This window comes from Natronococcus roseus (assembly GCF_043677095.1).
GTDB classification, from domain to species: Archaea; Halobacteriota; Halobacteria; order Halobacteriales; family Natrialbaceae; genus Natronococcus; species Natronococcus roseus.
In genome coordinates, this window is sequence record NZ_JBHLJR010000003.1 from 212,050 (window position 1) to 229,554 (window position 17,505).

Here is a 17,505-nt window from a genome sequence, read left to right on the forward strand (position 1 = left end):
ATCCGGCAGCCGAGTGGACCCCGCTTAAGCGGCTGGGCGAGAAACGAGGAGCCATGTCCGACACCTTCGTCGTCGTCGGCGGCGACGCCGCCGGGATGTCAGCCGCGAGCAAGGCTAAACGGGACGACCCCGGGCTCGAGGTCGTCGTCTTCGAGAAAGGCGAGTGGGTCTCTTACGGCGCCTGCGGACTTCCCTACTACGTCAAGGGGGAGATACAGTCGCTCGAGGACCTGGTCTCCGTGACGCCCGAAGAGTTCCGCGAGGAGCGGGACATCGACCTGCGGACTGGCCACGAGGTCGTCGGGATCGATCCCGACGAGAAGACGGTGACCGCCGAGAGCGAGGAGAGGGTCGTCGAGCAGTCGTACGACTCCCTACTGATCGCGACCGGCGCCGCCGCGACCGAACCGCCGGTCGACGGCACCGACCTCGAGGGCGTCTACACGCTGGGATCGATGAGCGACGGGAAGGAGCTCCGGGAGTACGTCGCCAGAGCGCGCGAGGAAGAGACGTTCCAGCAGCCTGACCGGGGGATAGCCTGCCAGTACCTCGAGGACTGTACGGGTCCCGTCGCGGTCGTCGGGGGCGGGTACGTCGGCATCGAGATGGCCGAGGCGCTGGCCGAAAACGGCTTCGAGGTCCACCTCTTCCAGCGCGGCGAGCGCCTGCTGCCGACGTTCGGCGAGGCGACCAGCGAGGCCGTCGCCGACCACCTCCGCGAGCAGGATGTCCGACTCTACCTCGGCAGCGAGGTTGAGGGACTCGAGGGCGACGACGCGGTCGAGGCGGTCGTCGCTGCGGACGAACGGATCGACGTCGAGATGGCGCTGCTCGGAACCGGCGTCCGGCCGCGAACCGACCTCGCCGAGGACGCGGGGATCGAACTCGGCGAGACGGGCGCGATCGCGACGGATCCCTATCGGGAGACCAGCGCCGACGACGTCTACGCCGCCGGCGACTGCGCGGAGGCGATCCACACCGTCACCGGCGAGCCGGCGTACGTCCCGCTGGCCCTGACCGCGAACCGCCACGGCCGCGCGGTCGGCCAGACCGTCGCCGGGCAGCCGACGACGGGCGGCGCTATCGCGGGAACGGCGGCGATCAAGGCCTTCGACGTCGAGGCCGCCCGGACGGGAATCCTCGACCACGAGGAGGCCCGCGAGGCCGGCTTCGACCCCGTCACGGAGACGATCGACGCGAACTCGAGGGCGGGCTATTACCCCGAAGACGGCACCGTCACCGTCACGCTGACCGCCGACCGCGACACCGGGCGAGTGCTCGGAGCGAGTCTCGTCAGCGAGTACGGCGAGGGCGCGGTCCACCGCAGCCACGCGATCGTCGCGGCCCTCCACGAGGCTGCCGCCGTCGAGGACCTCGAGAACTACGATCTGGCGTACGCGCCGCCCTTCAACACGACGTGGGACCCGATCCTCGTCGCGGCGAAGGTGCTCTCGGGACAGCTGCGATAACGCGATCTGAAGACCGCTACAGAGCCAGCCGACGCGGACACGGTGCCTGCCGAGAACACCACCAAAGTCCCATGCGTGTCGGCCGATCCGTCAAGCCACCGCGGGTGGGACTGAAAGGGGCTGCGTGCTCGACGAACCCGGACGAAGCGAGCACCGCCGGAGGCGGCGCGCAGCGAGTCCTGGGAGTCGAGCACGCAGGGGCTTTCGTGGTGTTTTCGATCCCGTGAGCGACATCAGTCCGGCCGACAGATACCGCTAGGTCGCAGCCCTTAACAGTCGTCGCGACCACTTTCCACCAATGACTGATCGAGAGGGCGACTCCGACCATCCCTTCTCCGAAGGGGAGGGGTTCGGGGACGACTACGACGAGTTCGATCTGGATCCGCCGGAGCTGGGCGTCGACCCCGCGAAGGTCGACCCCGTCGACTCCCGGGTCGTCACCGACACCCTCGACCGACACAGCATCGACAGCGACGAGGTCGAGGCGAGCGAGCTGCTCGACGTCGGGCTCAACTACATGCAGATCAACCGGTTCGAGCAGGCCACCGAGGCGTTCGAGCGAACCGCCAACTTCGCCGAGAACGACCTGCTCGCCCAGGAGGCCTGGACGAACAAGGGCGTCGCCCACGCCGAACTCGAGGAGTACGACGAGGCGATCGGCGCCTACCGGGAGGCACTACAGATCGACTCCGAGAGCGAGCACGCCGCCACCGCCGAAACGAACCTCGCCTACGCGCTCTGGGAGTTCGGCGAGACCGCCCAGGCGCTCGAGCACGCCGAGCGGGCCGTCGAGATCGACGAACGCTTCGCCGAGGGCTGGTTCAACCGCGCCTTCTTCCTCTCGGAGCGCGGGCTGGCCGAGGAGGCGCTTCACTGCGTCGACAACGCGATCCGACTGGGGATGCGCAACTCCCAGGTGTTAGAGGAAAAGGCCGAAATTCTCGAGGAGCTCGGCGAGTACGACGAGGCCGAGGAGATCGCCGAGGAGGCAAACGAGATGCGCGAGCGGGCCGAACAGCGCGTGATGGAAGAACGCGAGGAGATGGCGGGTCAGCAGGCGGGTGGCGGCCGCCCGCCGAACCGCGAGGACGTCGAGATCACGGATCCGGGACGCGTCCCCGAGCCCGAAGCCGACGACGACTGGCAACTCGAGTGAGGTATGATCGTCAACGAACGCGAGACGCCGGAGGGGCTGCTCGTCGCCGTCTGTGACGCCGACGTCCTCGGCGAGCGCTTCGAGGGCGACGACGTCACCCTCGAGGTCACCGAAAAGTTCTACGGGGGCGAGACCACCGACGAGGCGACGGTCGTCGACAGCCTCGCGCGGGCGACCGTCGCCAACATCGTCGGCACGCGGGCCGTCGATCTCGCGATCGAGGAGGGGTTCGTCGACGAGGCGAACGTCCTCGAGGTCGGCGACACCAAACACGCCCAGCTGTTGTGGATGTAGGGACGCTCGCCGGCGTCGAGATACGGACGAGCTTCGATTGATGCAAGGTCGGATCCTGGTGTTACCAAACTGTGTTGGGGTCAACGGTATTTACACGGCGGGGCTACGGTGTAGTACGACAGGGCCCTACCACCACCCATCACACCAGAGTCGTTCGACACCCCCTGTCGTGACACACCACCCACCCTTCCCTTTCCGAAAACTCCCCGATGAGCGGCCGCGCCGTTCGCTGGGACCGAAGGAGTGTTTTGTCTGGGAGCCCACTTACTATTCAATGAGTTCCCAGAACCTCGCGCTCGACGTCGAGGCCATCCGCGACGAGTTCCCCATCCTCCAGCGGGAGTTCGACGGCCAGCAGGTCGTCTACCTCGACAACGCGGCGACGACCCAGACCCCGGATCCGGTCGTCGACGCGATGAGCAACTACTACCGCGAGTCCAACGCGAACGTCCACCGCGGGATCCACCACCTGAGCCAGGAGGCCTCCGAGGCCTACGAAACGGCCCACGACCGCGTCGCCGAGTTCATCGGCGCCGACGGCCGCGAGGAGGTCATCTTCACGAAGAACACGACCGAGAGCGAGAACCTGCTGGGGTACTCGTGGGGGCTGAACGAGCTCGGTCCCGGCGACGAGGTCGTCCTCACCGAGATGGAACACCACGCCTCGCTGGTGACCTGGCAGCAGATCGCCAAGCGAACCGGCGCTAGCGTCGAGTACATCCGCGTCGACGAGGACGGCCGCCTCGACATGGACCACGCTCGCGAGCTGATCACCGACGACACCGAGATCGTTTCGGCGGTCCACATCTCGAACACGCTCGGGACGATCAACCCCGTCGGCGAACTGACCGACCTCGCTCACGAACACGACGCCCTCTCGTTTATCGACGGCGCCCAGGCGGTCCCGAACCACCCCGTCGACGTGAAGGAGATCGACGCCGACTTCTACGCCTTCTCGGGTCACAAGATGGCCGGCCCCACCGGGATCGGCGTCCTCTACGGCAAGCAAGAACTGCTCGAGGAGATGGAACCCTACCTCTACGGCGGCGGGATGATCCGCAAGGTCACCTTCGAGGAGTCGACCTGGGGTGACCTCCCCTGGAAGTTCGAGCCCGGAACGCCGCCGATCGCCGAGGCCGTCGGCCTCCACGCCGCCGTCGACTGGCTCGAGGGGATCGGTATGGAGCGGATCCAGGATCACGAGCAGGAACTCGCGCGCTACGCCTACGAGCAACTCGAGGACGAGGGCGACGTCGAGATCTACGGCCCCGAACCCGGCGAGGACCGCGGCGGCCTCGTGAGCTTCAACCTCGAGGGTGTCCACGCCCACGACCTCACCTCGATCATGAACGACCACACGATCGCGGTTCGTGCCGGCGACCACTGTACCCAGCCGCTCCACGACAAGCTGGGCGTCCCGGCGTCGACTCGAGCCTCGTTTTACGTCTACAACACCCGCGAGGAGGTCGACGAGCTGGTCGCCGCGCTCGACGACGCGCGGCAGCTGTTCGCATAGAAGTAGAATATGCGTGTGACGTCCAGCAGCCCCTTTTACAAGCGGTAGAGGAGAATGCCCCGGGGCTTGACCCCGGGGTTGAATCCGGTCGGCAGCCACACAAACCACTAAGTGAACATATTCCAAAATAGTAGACAGCGATGGAGTACAGTCACCGCTACCCCGCCTACCCGACACAAGAGGTAGCGGTTGAACTGGAACGTCACATCGACATTCATCGCCAAGCGTACAACTACACCCTCTACGAGTACGAGAACGTGGGCGCCGACGACATCGGCTCCGCGTACAAACACCACTACCGACTCCCCGGCTGGAAAGACGAGTTCCCCGTCTTCTCGGAAGTCAACTCAAAGGCACTGCAACGAACCGTCACACGGTTCTACCAGAACCTCGATGGCCTCTCCGAGCAGAAGCAGAACGGTCGGAAGGTCGGGAAACTCAAGTGGAAGTCTCCACGGGAGTTTCAGAGTATGACGTTTTCGCAGTCCGGCTTCGAACTCAAAAACACGAGTGGCCGACACGCGACACTCTGGCTCTCCAAAATCGGTGACATCAAAATCCGCTATCACCGCGAAATCCCCGATGAAGCAGACAGCAAAGAAGTCACCGTCAAGAAGGAAACGACCGGCGAGTGGTTCGTCTCCTTCGGCCTCGAAACCGACGACGCCGATTTGCCCGAAAACCCCGACGTGGACTCCCTCGACACGAGTAACAGTGTCGGAATAGACCTCGGCATTCTGAACTACATCCATACCTCGGACGGTAAGACGGTGGATTGGCTCAATCTCGAAGACGAGTACGACAGACTTCGGCGCGAGCAACGCAAGCTCTCACGGAAGCAGAAAGGGTCGAACAACTGGGAGAAACAACGTCAGGAAGTGGCGAAAGTTAAACGTCACATCAAGCAGAAGGTACTGGACTACCAGCACAAGATTACGACGTGGCTCGTCCGTGAGTATGACGCGGTGTTCGTTGAAGACTTGGACGTGAAGGGGATGCTGGAACAGTCGCATAACGCTCGCAACAAGCAGGATGCGGCGTGGCGGCAATTCATTACGCTCCTCGAATATAAGGCTGACCTGTACGGTTGTCACGTCGTTCAGGTCGAACCGCGAGGTACTACTAAAGAGTGCGCGTCGTGTGGTGTGGAGACGGCGAAACCAATCTGGGTACGGGAACACTCTTGCCCGTCGTGTGGATTTGAGTGTGACCGTGACGCGAACGCAGCGATGAACGTCCTGCAACGCGGCCTTTCTGAACTAGGGCTGGAATGGCCCGAAGACACGCCTGTGGAGACTGCGCTCCCTACGGACACCACCTCGGTGTCTGCAAAGCGCGTCATCGAAGCAGGAAGCCTCGGGGCTTGACCCCGAGGCGATTCACCGGGGATCGGCTGGTATTGCAGACGTCATCTTACTCGGGGCAGAGCCGGCCACCAATCCTCCCGTCAGAGGAGACGATTATACGGGGATCAGTCCTTCCCTTTCTTGATGCCGTCTTTCTTCCGTGCGGGCCTTCCGACGCGAAGAATACCCCACGCACCGGATTCGAGACGTCGCCGTTCTTTCATCTCCTTGAAGATGAAGTCGCCGGTATCACCGAGCGGCCCACCGGCGCCCCCGATGAGTTCAAGCGTTGAACTCCTCCCGGGGGAGTATTGGCCGTCAACGCTGATCAGGGGCGATTCTGGTGTGTCCTCGAACCGCTCCCATCGGTGATTTGCAAGATGGAAGGAGATTCCTCGAGATGCATCAGCAGTTTGGCTCAGGCGGAATCGAACGGGGTCACCAGGGTTAGCGGTAAACACTGGTGTTGCGGGATCGCCGTGAATCGTCGAGTCGTAGACTCGCTCCTGTCGTGAGTCGTTCGCCTCGAAGCGGCGATGGAACGGCTCCGATCGATTATTGAAGGCCATATAGCCCTGATCCTCGGCATCACCGAGCTGGTTACAGTCCGCGTCGGGATCCTGGTCATCGTCGTCCGGATTCCGTGGAACGACACAGCTTCCATCGTCGTTGACCACGTACCGAGCATCGCTCATCGAGAGTGCAAACTCACGGAAGTCCTCTCCATCCGGATCTCGGATGATTGCTTCTCGACTCGTGATTGTTGGTTCACCACTCGGATCGAGCCACTCTGCGCCCTCGGGCTCGACAATCAGCTGACCGAACGCTCCGTGATGGCGATTGCTCCGCATATCTGCCATATCCCAGAGGGTCGTCGTCCCGACTTCCTCGTCGGCAAACCATCGGTAGGTGATCGATTCGCCTGGACCGATCGTCTGATCGTAATTGAAGCCAACCGTTGCACCGTCCGAACCGTTCACGTCGTAACTGACCTGTTTTGGATGGAGCGAGATACGGTTCGAGGGCTCCCATTCGGGTGGAAGGTCACCAACAGGCGTCCGCATGCGTGGATGGTCGTCATGGATGTTTCTGTCCTCGGACAGTCCGTTTGTCAGCGTGAGCTCTATACAGTCGTCCTCGTTTGCACGCAACAGGAGCGGCTCCGTCGGACGATCGCCGCTTTCGATCGCGTCGACGTGGTCATCCAGCGCGTAGACGATCCCACAGGGGTCGTGGTCGCCGTACTCGTTGAAGTCGATTCGCGTTCGGAACGCCGTCACGTCGTAGGATCGCGTTTGTGTGTCGTCCGGACACGGATCTCCCGGAGTCGGCGCCTGGGGCGGGGGAGAGCCGTCGACGTTCTCGAGTCGGCGATCACAGTCCGGCGGCGCCGTCGGAGAGGTCGTCGGCTCATCAAAGGTGTGTTTCGCGACGTGACCCCGCTCGGAGCGTCGGTCGAGTGGCGCAGGATGCCCTATCTCGAGTAGCTCCTCTTCCGAGATCTCTCCCTCCGGGGGTTCGGTGTCCGGGACCGGGTAGAGGTGGTCGACAGCGGCGTCGAACACCCGGAACAGCCCCCACATCCCGTCCCAGAGGTCGTGGGAGATCATCGAGCCGTAGAGGTAGTCCCGGAACGGAAGCTCCGCAGCGTTCGGTTGCAGGTCGTACCCCATCGTGTCCGACTCGCGGAGTTCGAACGTGAACGCTTCGGATGGAGCGGTGATCTGCGCTTCATTCGGCCCTGGATCGACACCGAAGTCATCGAGGTGAATGCCGTGAATATCGAAGTTGTGTTGCTCCTCGTAGACGGCGTGGACGAGACGGATCCGGACCTTATCGTCGGGGTAGGCCTCCAGCGTCGGCGTCTCGGGATCACCGTGGACGAACGAACTGTGGACGTACGCCGGGTCAGGGTCGGCACCGCGGCGGTAGTACGGCGCGTTCCGGTAGTTGATCGCGCCGACGCCGGCGTTGACGCCATGTTGCTCGTGGGGGTTAACGAACGCGTCGTCCTCGGGATCGTCGGGCTGTTCGTCTAGTTCGAGGTCGGAGTCGATCAGCGGGGCGAAATCCTGGTATGCGAGACAGAACTCGCGGTAGGCCTCCTCTTCGGGCGGATCGATAATCGCCTGCGAGCCCGAGCGGATCGGTTCGCCAGTGTGTGGGTCGAGCCATTCAGATCCTTCGGGCTCAACAAGTAGCGCGCCGATCTCACCGTGTTGACTGTCCGAAATCCCAGTGACGTGGTCATGGAAGTAGATAGTCCCCTCCTCATCGGCGAACCACCGGTAGGTCATCGTATCGCCGGCGTCAGCTCCCTGATCGTAGTTGTAGCCGTTCGCGAACCCGTCCGAACCAAGCACATCGTACGAAACAAAGTGTGTATGTATTGAGGCCCCCGTATCGAGTTCGTTGCGGACGTTAAGTTCGATACAGTCGCCGACGTTCGCCCGGATGAACAGGGGTTCGGGCATCATCTCGCCCTCGAGGACCGCGTCGACGTTCTCTTCTAAGACGTACACCTTCCCCTCGGGATCGTAGTCGCCGTGATCGTTGTAGACCAGCCGCGTTGGGAGGACAACGACATCGTAGACGAGATCGGGTTCGGTCGTCGTCGGATTGTCGCTATTGGGATTGACACCGGCATTCGCTGGCTCCACGTCCTCCGGCACACACGGGTCGGTGTACGGCGCACCGGGGACGAGCGCGGGGAGCGCGGCCTCCTCCTCGGGCTCCGGTTGCCGCGGATCGTTCGGCTGGGACAGCGGCGGCTTCGGCGGCATCTCGCCCTCTGTTCCGGGGATGAAGTCGGGGAACCCGAGAATATCCGAGTCGATCGGAAGATCCGGTTCGTTGTTCGCCAGCGGCTGGAGGTGGAGCTGGCGCTGGTTGTGAACTCGCATGAAGCCGTTCATCCCCTCGCCGTAGTGGGGGAACATGTGGCAGTGAAAGAGGAAGTCACCGATACTGCCGTGAAGGCCACCGGCACCGGCCTCGAAGGCCTCCTCAGCAGTTAGATCCGGGCGGAGTGATCGAGAGCCGGCAGCAACGGTGAGGAACTGGCGGTACCCCTCACCCATCGCGAGGTTCTGGGCGTCGAGCGTGTCGCTGTCCTCCCGGAACGGGATCTGGTTCCAGCGGTGTTCGTGGAGGTGATGGACGTGGTTCTCCTCGGGGTTGGCCCCAACGATCACGAACTTGACTGGATCACCCTGATACGCTTCCCAGACGTTATCGCCGCCACCTGGATCACCGTGGACCCACGAGCTGTAGAACGATCCGTCCGGACCGTCCATTTCACCGATCCGTTCGCTCGTCCGTTCGGCACGGTAGTTGATCGCGTGCAGCGTTTGCTCGATATCGGTGCCGGGGACGGTCAACCCCTCAGGCCGAATCCGTCCGTGATCGTGGTAGATCGGGACAAACTCCCGGTGGTCCGGCATGTCCGGAACGTGGATGTCAGCACGGACACCGCTCCGCAGTGGTGCACCCGTACAGGGATCGGTCCAGGTTGCACCCGGTGGTTCGACGACGAACGCGCCGAACAACCCTCGAGCCATCGAGTTGATCTCTTCGTTGTTACCGTCGTCCGGGATACTATCCCAGGCCTGGTACGCACCATCCTGGAAGAAGTATGCTCCCTGCGAGTCGGCATGCCAGGTGTAAGTTGTCGACTCCCCGGGCTCGACGACGGTGTTCTCGTTGAATCCGACGGCCATTCCGTCAGCGTCGTCGACTTCGTAGGAGATTCCCGTGGGATGAATCGATGCCGGCCGTTCCTCGAAGTCGTCCCGTTCGGGGTGTTGACCGAGGCTGTTGACGAACTCGATCTCCACGGTGTCTCCCTCGTTCGCACGCAACACCAGCGGCTCGATCACCGACGTATCGACTCCGGACGTCCCCGGATTCACACCCTCCGCCTCGCGAACGGCCTCGAGGTTCTCCTCCAAGACGTACATTGCCCCCTCAGGGTTGTTCGTCCCGAACGAGTTGTAGGTGATCTCGACGTCGATAGCGTGAACCGTGAATCGCCGAGTCGTCGGTTCGCCGTTCGCTGGCCGCGGCTTTGCATCGAAATCGAGTTTGATACGCTTTCGATCGTCCGGAAGCGTACAGCTCTTGGGGATTTCCCACTCGAGTTCGAACCCGTGAGTCGTCTTCGGCTCGAAATCACCACGGCTCCCGTGACTTCGATTCCCGTCGAGATCAACACCATCTTCGAGCGTCTCTAAGACGTCACACAGGGAGCCGTCGGCGATGGTTTCCTCGCAGTCGTCCGGACACGGCGTGTACCGAAGCGTAGCGCGCACGTGGTTCATCCAGCTCTGTTTCTCGTAGCCGCGAGCTCGAAGCTTGAGAACGAGCGGATGCTCGAGAATGTGGGTCCTGAACTCGAGCGATCCGGTCTGTCCTGGTTTGAACTTCCGGAGGTCGAGTTCCGGCGACTGCGTTTGTTCGTCCTCCTTGCCGGAATACTGCTCGACGAACTCTCGATCTATTTTGCGCTGGTTCTCCTCCGAGAGTGCGAGGTATCCAGTCCGGTAGCGTTCGGAAGCGAGTTCTTCGCGCGTGTGAAATGATTCGACCGGATGGTTTGACTGGGCCTCTTTCTTGGCATCCCGCTCGTAGAGGCAGGTCCAATCAGTGTAGTACAAAGGACCTTCGTACTTGTTTCGACGGGTCGCACCCACTACTCCGGCTGCGGCTGCACCACCGGTGAGACCACCGATCGTACTCATCAACTGTCGTCGCGTAAGGTCGATCTTCGCTGCAAGGTCCTGGTCCGGGTTTTGGCTTTTTTCTGACATTTTTATCTGGGTATAGTATGATTTAGTTGTGACTTTTTGTAGTGTGATCCGCTTTGGAGGGCCGAAGTGTGGGATCCGCACCAATCACCAAACCAGCTAAACACTGCCCTGAGCGCCTCTTCCACTGGTTCTAGACGGGGATTACAGTCAGCGAGGTCGAGGCTAACGCCGCCTTTCGGAACCCGGGTGGGAAGACGCCAGTATGTTAGTCGTGTTAGCATTGGTCTTCGGGTAACGCGATTGGTATCGTTCAGATCCATCTGGCCTGTCCGGAGACGGGATATTATATATTCGGTGACTGTGATCAGGTAGGGAATGTCTAAGAGAAACAGCGAACCAACTGCTGCTGAATAGCAAGCGCCTACCAAGTCGTAGGGAGGAATTACCCGAAAGTCTGCTACGTTCACGCCACAGAATCGAGTAGATTTCTCTATTGAATATCTGAACTGATCAGGTTGCTACCATGTTTTTCTAAATTTCAGAGATTCTATCCCAAATTGGGGAGTTGATCCGCACAATAGCAGTACCGGAATCGACGCGAGGTACGACGTCTTCGCGAGTGAACAACGCGAACGGGCGGAGGCGAGCGAGACGCGAAGCGTCTCGACTGGTACAACAGCTGTTCGCGTGATGGAGACGTCGTTCGATCGTCAGGGCCGGGTTCGGCCGTCTGTTGTCCCCCTACCCGGAAACGGTTCGAGGACGCCGGGCCGAGGCAGCAGTCGCTCGCCCAACTTTTGCTCCTCAGTTTGCCGTTGTACCGAGTATGGATGCGAGTTCGGACGACCCCGAATCGATCGTTACGAACATCCCGCTGACCGACGTGTTTGGAGCCCACCCGAAAACCAAAATCATCGGGCCGCTGCTGACCGAGGAGGAAGATCTCGCCACCCGCTTTAGCGTGAACGAAATCGGTCGAATCGCGGGCGTCGATACCGAGTCGGTCGAGGACCACGTGGCGGATCTCGTCGCGTACGGCCTCCTTATCGAGACGGACGAGCTTGAGGATCGGGTGACGTACAAGCTCGACGAGGACGGCGAGATCGTCGACGACATTCGACGTCTCTCCGACGCGCTCTTCGAACGCGAATCGGAGTGAACGTAGTCGTCGTGCTCACCGGATCGACGCGAGCTACGGCGTCCTCGCCGCGGATAGCTCTATGGGCGGGAAAAGCGAGTAGGTTGGAGGGTCCAACCCACGACTCTGGTAGTACAACGACGGTGGTCGTTGGGTCGGCGTGATCGACTCACCGTCGGATCCGGTGTCACGGAAGGTGTGTGGATCGTCGCCGACCAGCCGGTAGTTCCGTCGGGACGGTTACGGCTCTTCGGCTGCACGTGTGGCTCGATTAAGTGTGGGTCGCTTCGATCACTATTGCCGGGCGGGTTCCAGAGGACACGAACACGCGGTCACCGACGGACGATACACCCACCCAACCCCCGTCAGAATCGATGACTAAGCGGGAGTAGCGTGGCTACGACGTCTTCGCGACGTCGCCGCGGCTCTCGTCGGGGCCGCCGTCGGCCAGCCGATCGGGGTCGATATCGAACTCGAAGATCTCCTGTGGAACCGACACCGTGACGCAGGTGTTCGGCAGGTCCACGATACCCGCGATCCGGCTCTCGACGGGCGCCGTGCTCAACAGCATGTAGGCCTGCTCGGCGGAGTAGCCGAAGTTCGTCATGTAGTCGATGGCGTCGAGGCAGGCCCGGCGCATCCCGATGTTCGCGTTCTTGTAGTGTTGGGTGCCGTCCTCGTCGACGGAGTAGCCCTCGAAGACGACGTAGTTCGAGAAGTCCGGGTCCATGTAGCCGGGTTTGAACATGGCGTAGTCCGTGCCCATCTTCTCCATCCCGTCCTTGATGACGTCGACCCGCAGGTCGATCCAGCCGGGGAACTCGATCGCGCCGCAGAACGTGATCTCGCCGTCGCCCTGCGAGAAGTGCAGGTCGCCGGTGATGAAGTTCGCCCCCTCGACGAAGACGGGTAGATACACTCGCGAACCGCGACCGAGGTTCTTGATGTCGCAGTTGCCCGCGTTCTCGCGGGGCGGAATCGTCCGCGCGGCCTCCTCGGCGGCCTCGTCGACCTGATCCTCGTCCATGTCGCCCAGCAGGACGTCGTTGGGCTCGGGCGGGAGGGCCAGCGGTGGCTCCGCTTCGCCGGTCTCGTGGTTGACCGCGGTGGGGTCGTCGGGTCCGCGCTCGATGAGCGCGCGCTCGCGCTCGTTCCACTCCTCGAGCAGTTCGTGGGACGGTGCCGTCCCGAGGATGCCGGGGTGGGCACAGCCGGGGAACCGGACGTCCTCGATGTGGCGCGTGCTGGCCATGACGCCGTCGAGCTCCCAGATGCTCTTGCGGGCCTCCGGGAAGTGGTCGGTGAGGAAGCCGCCGCCGTTCTCCTGGTCGAAGATCGCGTTGAACCCCCACTCGCGGTCGGGGAAGGCGCCGAGGTCGAGGATGTCGACGACGAGCATGTCGCCCGGCTCGGCCCCCTTCACCTCGAAGGGGCCGCTCAGGTGGTGGTTCGGATCCAGCTCCATGTCGCGGATGTCGTTCGCGCTGTCGTCGTTGTTCACCTGCCCCCCGGTCCAGTCGAGACACTCGATCCGTACCTTCTCGCCGGGTTCGATCGACGACACCGGCGGCACGTCGGGGTGCCAGCGGTTGACGATCGGATCGGGTTGTTCCTCGGGCGGGGACTCGGTATCGACCTCGAAGACGGTTTCCGGCATGGTTCACGTTCACTATTAGTTCGGCCACAGTTATAGCTGATTCAACATCGCTGATAGTTCCGGACCCACCGACGGAACCGAACTTTGGCGTCGCGATTGCGGCGATCCGGAACGGGTGCGGATCCCTTTATCACGGTCCGTTCGGTATCCTCGAGCGGATACGATATGTCGGGGAGTAACGCGGTACACGATCGACTCGAAACGGGCGACACCGACGACGTTCCGGGTCGAGCGAGGAACTTCGAGGCCGGGAAACGCCTCGCGGAGACGGTCCGAACGACGCTCGGGCCCAAGGGGCTGGACAAGATGCTCATCACCGACGACGGGAAGGTGGCGATCACGAACGACGGTGCGAGCATCCTCGAGCGGATGAAGCTCTCCCACCCGGTTGCAACCCTCGTCCTCGAGGTCGCCGAGGGACAGGACACCGCCGTCGGCGACGGAACGACGAGCGCAGTGTTGCTCGCGGGCGAGTTGCTCGGCGAGGCCGAGTCGCTGCTCGAGAAGGGGGTCCCGCCGGCGAAGATCACCGAGGGGTACCACCTCGCCGTCTCGCAGGCGGTCGAGCGCCTCGCGGAGCTGACCGTCCCGATCGACCTCGCGGACGACGAGCGACTACGGGAGATCGCGCGAACGGTCGTGACCGGAAAGTGGGACGAGTCGGGAACCGACTTTCTCGCCGACCGGGCCGTCGAGGCCGTGCGGGCGATCGAGCGCGACGACCGCGTCGCGTTCGAGCGCCTCACCAGGAAGACGATCCCAGGGGGTTCGTTCTATGACTCCGCGGTGATCGAGGGCCTCGTCATCGACATGCGGGAGTCCTCGACCGACGTCGTCTCGCCCGACGCGACGCTCCCGAACCGCTACCGGGACGCGACGGTCGCGCTCGTCGACGAGGAGCTGTCGATCGACACCGCCCGGGGCGTCGGGAGCGTCGACCTCGAGACGGTCGAGCAGTACGAGGCGCTCAGGGAGTACGAGCGGAACGTGTACGAGGACTACGCGGACGCGATCGCCGGGGTCGGCGCCGACGTCGTCTTCTGCCAGCAGTCGATCGACGACCCCGTTCGCTACCTGCTCGCCGAGCGGGGGATCCTCCCGATCGAACGGACACAGCGGGACGAACTCCATAGACTAGCCCGCGCGACCGGCGGCAAGCCGGTCCCGGTTGAGACCCTGACGCGAGCGACGACCGGGGCCGCCGCGACCGTCGAACGGCGGTCGGTCGGACCCACCGACGTGACGGTCGTCTCGGGGCTCGAGGAGCTCGAGCAGGTGTCGGTCGTGTTCCGGGGCGGAACCCAGCACGTCGCCGACGAGACCAAGCGGATGCTCGACACCTGCTTCTACGCGCTGAAGCTCGCGATCGAGGACGAAGCGGTCGTCCCCGGTGGGGGCGCGACCGAGGTAGCGCTCGCCCGCGAGCTCCGATCGATGGCGGCCGGCCGGTCGGGGTCCGAACAGCTCGCTGTCGAGGCGTTCGCCGACGCCCTCGAGACGATTCCGCGGACGCTGGCCGAAACCAGCGGGATCGGGTCGACCGACGCCCTGCTGGCGCTGCGGAACGCCCACCACGACGGCGACCACGCCGCCGGACTGGACCTCGAGACCGGATCGGTCGTCGACGCGGCCGAGGCCGGCGTGCTCGAGCCGCTGTACGTCAAGCGCCAGGCGATCGCCAGCGCGGGGGAGGCCGCGAGCATGATCGTTCGCATCGACGACACCGTCCCGATGGCCCCGCGAGGCGAGGCGTCGGATCACGATCACGACCACGATCACGGCCCTGACGGGCTGATCCGGAGCACCGAGGGATACCCCTGGGCCGTCGGTCACTCGATGGGGCACTGAGATGAGCGAAACCGAACTTCCCCGGCTCGAGGACTGCCTCGAACTGTACGCCGCGGCCGTCGAACGGTACGGGTCGGAGCCGTTTACGGCTGCCAGGGCGAAGCGAGAGCTTGCCGGCACACCGTCTCCAGGACTGCTCGAGCTGGCCGTCGCCTACGGACTGCTCGAGTTCGACGGCGACGCCTACGCGGTTCGAGTCGAACCCGACGAACCCGAGAGCGCGTGGCGGGCGAACGCGGTCGACCGTGCCGAACGGATCCGAACTGCCGCCGTGGAACGCGCGATCCGGGGGACGGGAGGTACCGACGGCGTGCGGGCGCTGACCCACGACTCGAGGCGGTTCGCGAGCGTCGCCGTCAGCGAGCGGGCGGAATTCGAGGGGATCCTCGATCGACTCGAGGGGGTCCCGCTCGAGGAGTACGACGGGATCGTCCTCCGGTCGCCGGGCGAGCGCGCCAACGCCGTCCAGCGGCTCGCGGATCGGCTCTGCGAGCCGTCCGTAACCGACGAAAGCGAACTCTCGAGGCCGTTCCAGAAGGAGTCCACCGACGTCGTCGGCGACGACAAGAACGACCTAGAGTTCCGGCTCTTCCTCGAGTGGGAGTAACTACTCCTCGAGCGACTCGACGTCGTAGACGGGCTCGTTGATCGTCCAGCCGCCGGATTGAAGGTTCTGAGAGATCGTCACCCGATGGCCGTTCGGATCCGCCGCGACGACGGAGTAGGCGTCCGTTTCGATCACCTCGTAGGGCAGCTCCCGATCGTTCACCGTCACGGTATCCCCGACGTCCAGCCCGTCAAGGCGGTCCGTGATCTCGGCCGGTGCGAGCGCGTCGTCGGTCGAACTGTCGGACCTCGAGGGAGTCATGGATAGACGAAACCGGCGCTATCGTCTTATCTTTTGTCGGTTGCGACGGGAGCCGTTGTCCGGGCCACTCATGGCAAAATATAACATTGCACGTGGTAAACGGCGAGCTATGTCACCGCGACCGAAGCCACGCGATCCCGAGGACGTAGACGATAAGCGGATCCGAGAGCGGCTCGAGGAGGCCGAAACCGGCTGGTACGGCGACAGTGCGTTCTTCGGTGCGATGGCCCACTGCCCGGAGCTGTTCGAGCACATCGTGGCGGCGTTCGAGTCGTTCGGGCGAGGAGCGAACGTCGACACGGCGCTGCTGGAGCTGATGCGGATCAAGGTCGCCGAAACCCACCAGTGTGCGTACTGCGCAACGGTTCGCACCCTCGAGGTTCGCGAGGCGGTCAAACCGAAGGAAGACGCCGTCTTCGGCGACGTCGACGAGGACGAACTCTCACGTCGGGAGTATCTCGCCGTCTCGCTGGCCGAGGCGCTCTCGACCGATCCGCACAGGCTCTCCGACGACTTCTTCGCGGAACTGGGCGAGGCGTTCACCGAACGGGAGGTCGTCGAGCTCCTGCTGTTCGCCAGTCTGGAGGTGGGCCTCGATCGGTTCTGTATCGCCCTCGAGCTCCAGCCGACCGACGAGAGCGCCTACCCCGACGACGTCGACTACCCCCTCGAGAATCCGCGCCCGAAGACGTCCTGAGTGTCGGTGGGTGTGACGGCAGTCGTCCGCCGAACGAGCGCCCGCACGACGCCGGTCTTATTACGAGGACCGCGAAACGCGACGACATGCTCGAAACCGTCCGCGACCGCGCCCGCCCGTACTTCGAGGACGCGCCGCCGGCCCACGACTGGCACCACGTCCGGCGGGTCGCGGCGCTGGCCGACACCCTCGTCGCGGAACAGACGGCGCCCGTCGACGAGCGGATCGTCCAGCTGGCGGTCGCGCTCCACGACATCGGCCGCGAGCGGGAGGACCGCGGCGAGATCGACGACCACGCGACGTGGGGCGCTCGAGAGGGCAGCCGGATCCTCGCGGACGTCGGTGCGAGCGAGGAGACGATCGACCGCGTCCGGCACTGTATTCGCGCCCACCGCTACTCGAACGACGTCGAGCCCGAGACCCTCGAGGCCGAGATCGTCTGCGACGCGGACAACCTCGACGCCCTGGGTGCGGTCGGGATCGCTCGCGCGTTCGCCCACGGCTCGGTCATCGGAAGCCCGCTGTACGATCCCGACGTTCCGCCAGCCGACGACGAGACGACGGCCGGCCGATCGCAGTACAACCACTTCTACAAGAAGATCCTCGAGTTACCCGAGCGGATGTACACCGATGCGGGCCGGGCGCTCGCCGGGGATCGCGCGGCGTTCGTCCGCGAGTACCTCGCGCGCTTCGAAGCCGAGGCGTCGGGTGATGCGTAGTCCGTCGACCCGTCGGAACAACGAGGAACTCGGGAAAAGTTCTTTAGAT

13 protein-coding genes are annotated in these 17,505 nt (G+C 63.6%); 10 read left to right on the forward strand and 3 right to left on the reverse strand.

Features of this window, described 5'->3' with window-relative positions:
• Positions 1–53 precede the first annotated feature (53 nt).
• The 5 genes from ACFEMD_RS09050 (at position 54) to ACFEMD_RS09070 (ending at position 5,802) form a co-directional block, all read left to right on the forward strand.
• A complete protein-coding gene (locus ACFEMD_RS09050) occupies positions 54–1,469 on the forward strand; it encodes an FAD-dependent oxidoreductase (protein ID WP_394740693.1) in 1,416 nt (471 codons plus the stop codon).
• Between the two features lie 298 nt (positions 1,470–1,767).
• A complete protein-coding gene (locus ACFEMD_RS09055) occupies positions 1,768–2,625 on the forward strand; it encodes a tetratricopeptide repeat protein (RefSeq protein ID WP_394740694.1) in 858 nt (285 codons plus the stop codon).
• Positions 2,626–2,628: 3 nt separating this feature from the next.
• Positions 2,629–2,919 (forward strand): DUF424 domain-containing protein, encoded by a 291-nt coding sequence (locus ACFEMD_RS09060; RefSeq protein ID WP_394740695.1) that lies wholly within the window; start codon positions 2,629–2,631, stop codon positions 2,917–2,919.
• A 274-nt stretch (positions 2,920–3,193) separates the two neighbouring features.
• Positions 3,194–4,435, forward strand: coding sequence for an aminotransferase class V-fold PLP-dependent enzyme (locus ACFEMD_RS09065; protein WP_394740696.1), 1,242 nt, complete (start codon positions 3,194–3,196; stop codon positions 4,433–4,435).
• A gap of 140 nt (positions 4,436–4,575) precedes the next feature.
• The gene (locus tag ACFEMD_RS09070; protein WP_394740697.1) at positions 4,576–5,802 is read left to right on the forward strand and encodes an RNA-guided endonuclease InsQ/TnpB family protein; all 1,227 of its coding nucleotides are present in this window, start codon (positions 4,576–4,578) and stop codon (positions 5,800–5,802) included.
• A 104-nt stretch (positions 5,803–5,906) separates the two neighbouring features.
• Here the strand turns inward: ACFEMD_RS09070 and ACFEMD_RS09075 are convergent, their stop codons facing one another.
• Complete coding sequence (locus ACFEMD_RS09075) at positions 5,907–10,520, reverse strand: multicopper oxidase domain-containing protein (RefSeq protein WP_394740698.1); 4,614 nt, start codon at positions 10,518–10,520, stop codon at positions 5,907–5,909.
• 835 nt (positions 10,521–11,355) lie between these two features.
• Between ACFEMD_RS09075 and ACFEMD_RS09080 the strand changes: the two genes are divergently transcribed.
• On the forward strand, positions 11,356–11,688 hold the full coding sequence (locus ACFEMD_RS09080) for a hypothetical protein (protein ID WP_394740699.1): 333 nt from the start codon (positions 11,356–11,358) through the stop codon (positions 11,686–11,688).
• A gap of 376 nt (positions 11,689–12,064) precedes the next feature.
• On the opposite strand, the gene fmdA is transcribed toward ACFEMD_RS09080, so the two are convergent.
• Positions 12,065–13,324 (reverse strand): formamidase, encoded by a 1,260-nt coding sequence (gene fmdA / locus ACFEMD_RS09085; protein WP_394740700.1) that lies wholly within the window; start codon positions 13,322–13,324, stop codon positions 12,065–12,067.
• 165 nt (positions 13,325–13,489) lie between these two features.
• Here fmdA and thsA point away from each other — a divergent pair, with 165 nt between their 5' ends.
• On the forward strand, positions 13,490–15,172 hold the full coding sequence (gene thsA / locus ACFEMD_RS09090; RefSeq protein WP_394740701.1) for a thermosome subunit alpha: 1,683 nt from the start codon (positions 13,490–13,492) through the stop codon (positions 15,170–15,172).
• Between the two features lies 1 nt (position 15,173).
• A complete protein-coding gene (locus ACFEMD_RS09095; RefSeq protein WP_394740702.1) occupies positions 15,174–15,779 on the forward strand; it encodes a hypothetical protein in 606 nt (201 codons plus the stop codon).
• On the opposite strand, the gene ACFEMD_RS09100 is transcribed toward ACFEMD_RS09095, so the two are convergent.
• A complete protein-coding gene (locus tag ACFEMD_RS09100; protein WP_394740703.1) occupies positions 15,780–16,040 on the reverse strand; it encodes a transcriptional regulator in 261 nt (86 codons plus the stop codon).
• Positions 16,041–16,149: 109 nt separating this feature from the next.
• Here ACFEMD_RS09100 and ACFEMD_RS09105 point away from each other — a divergent pair, with 109 nt between their 5' ends.
• Entirely contained in the window at positions 16,150–16,737 is a 588-nt protein-coding gene (locus tag ACFEMD_RS09105) for a carboxymuconolactone decarboxylase family protein (RefSeq protein WP_394740704.1), read from the forward strand.
• 86 nt (positions 16,738–16,823) lie between these two features.
• Complete coding sequence (locus tag ACFEMD_RS09110) at positions 16,824–17,456, forward strand: HD domain-containing protein (protein WP_394740705.1); 633 nt, start codon at positions 16,824–16,826, stop codon at positions 17,454–17,456.
• Positions 17,457–17,505 lie beyond the last annotated feature (49 nt).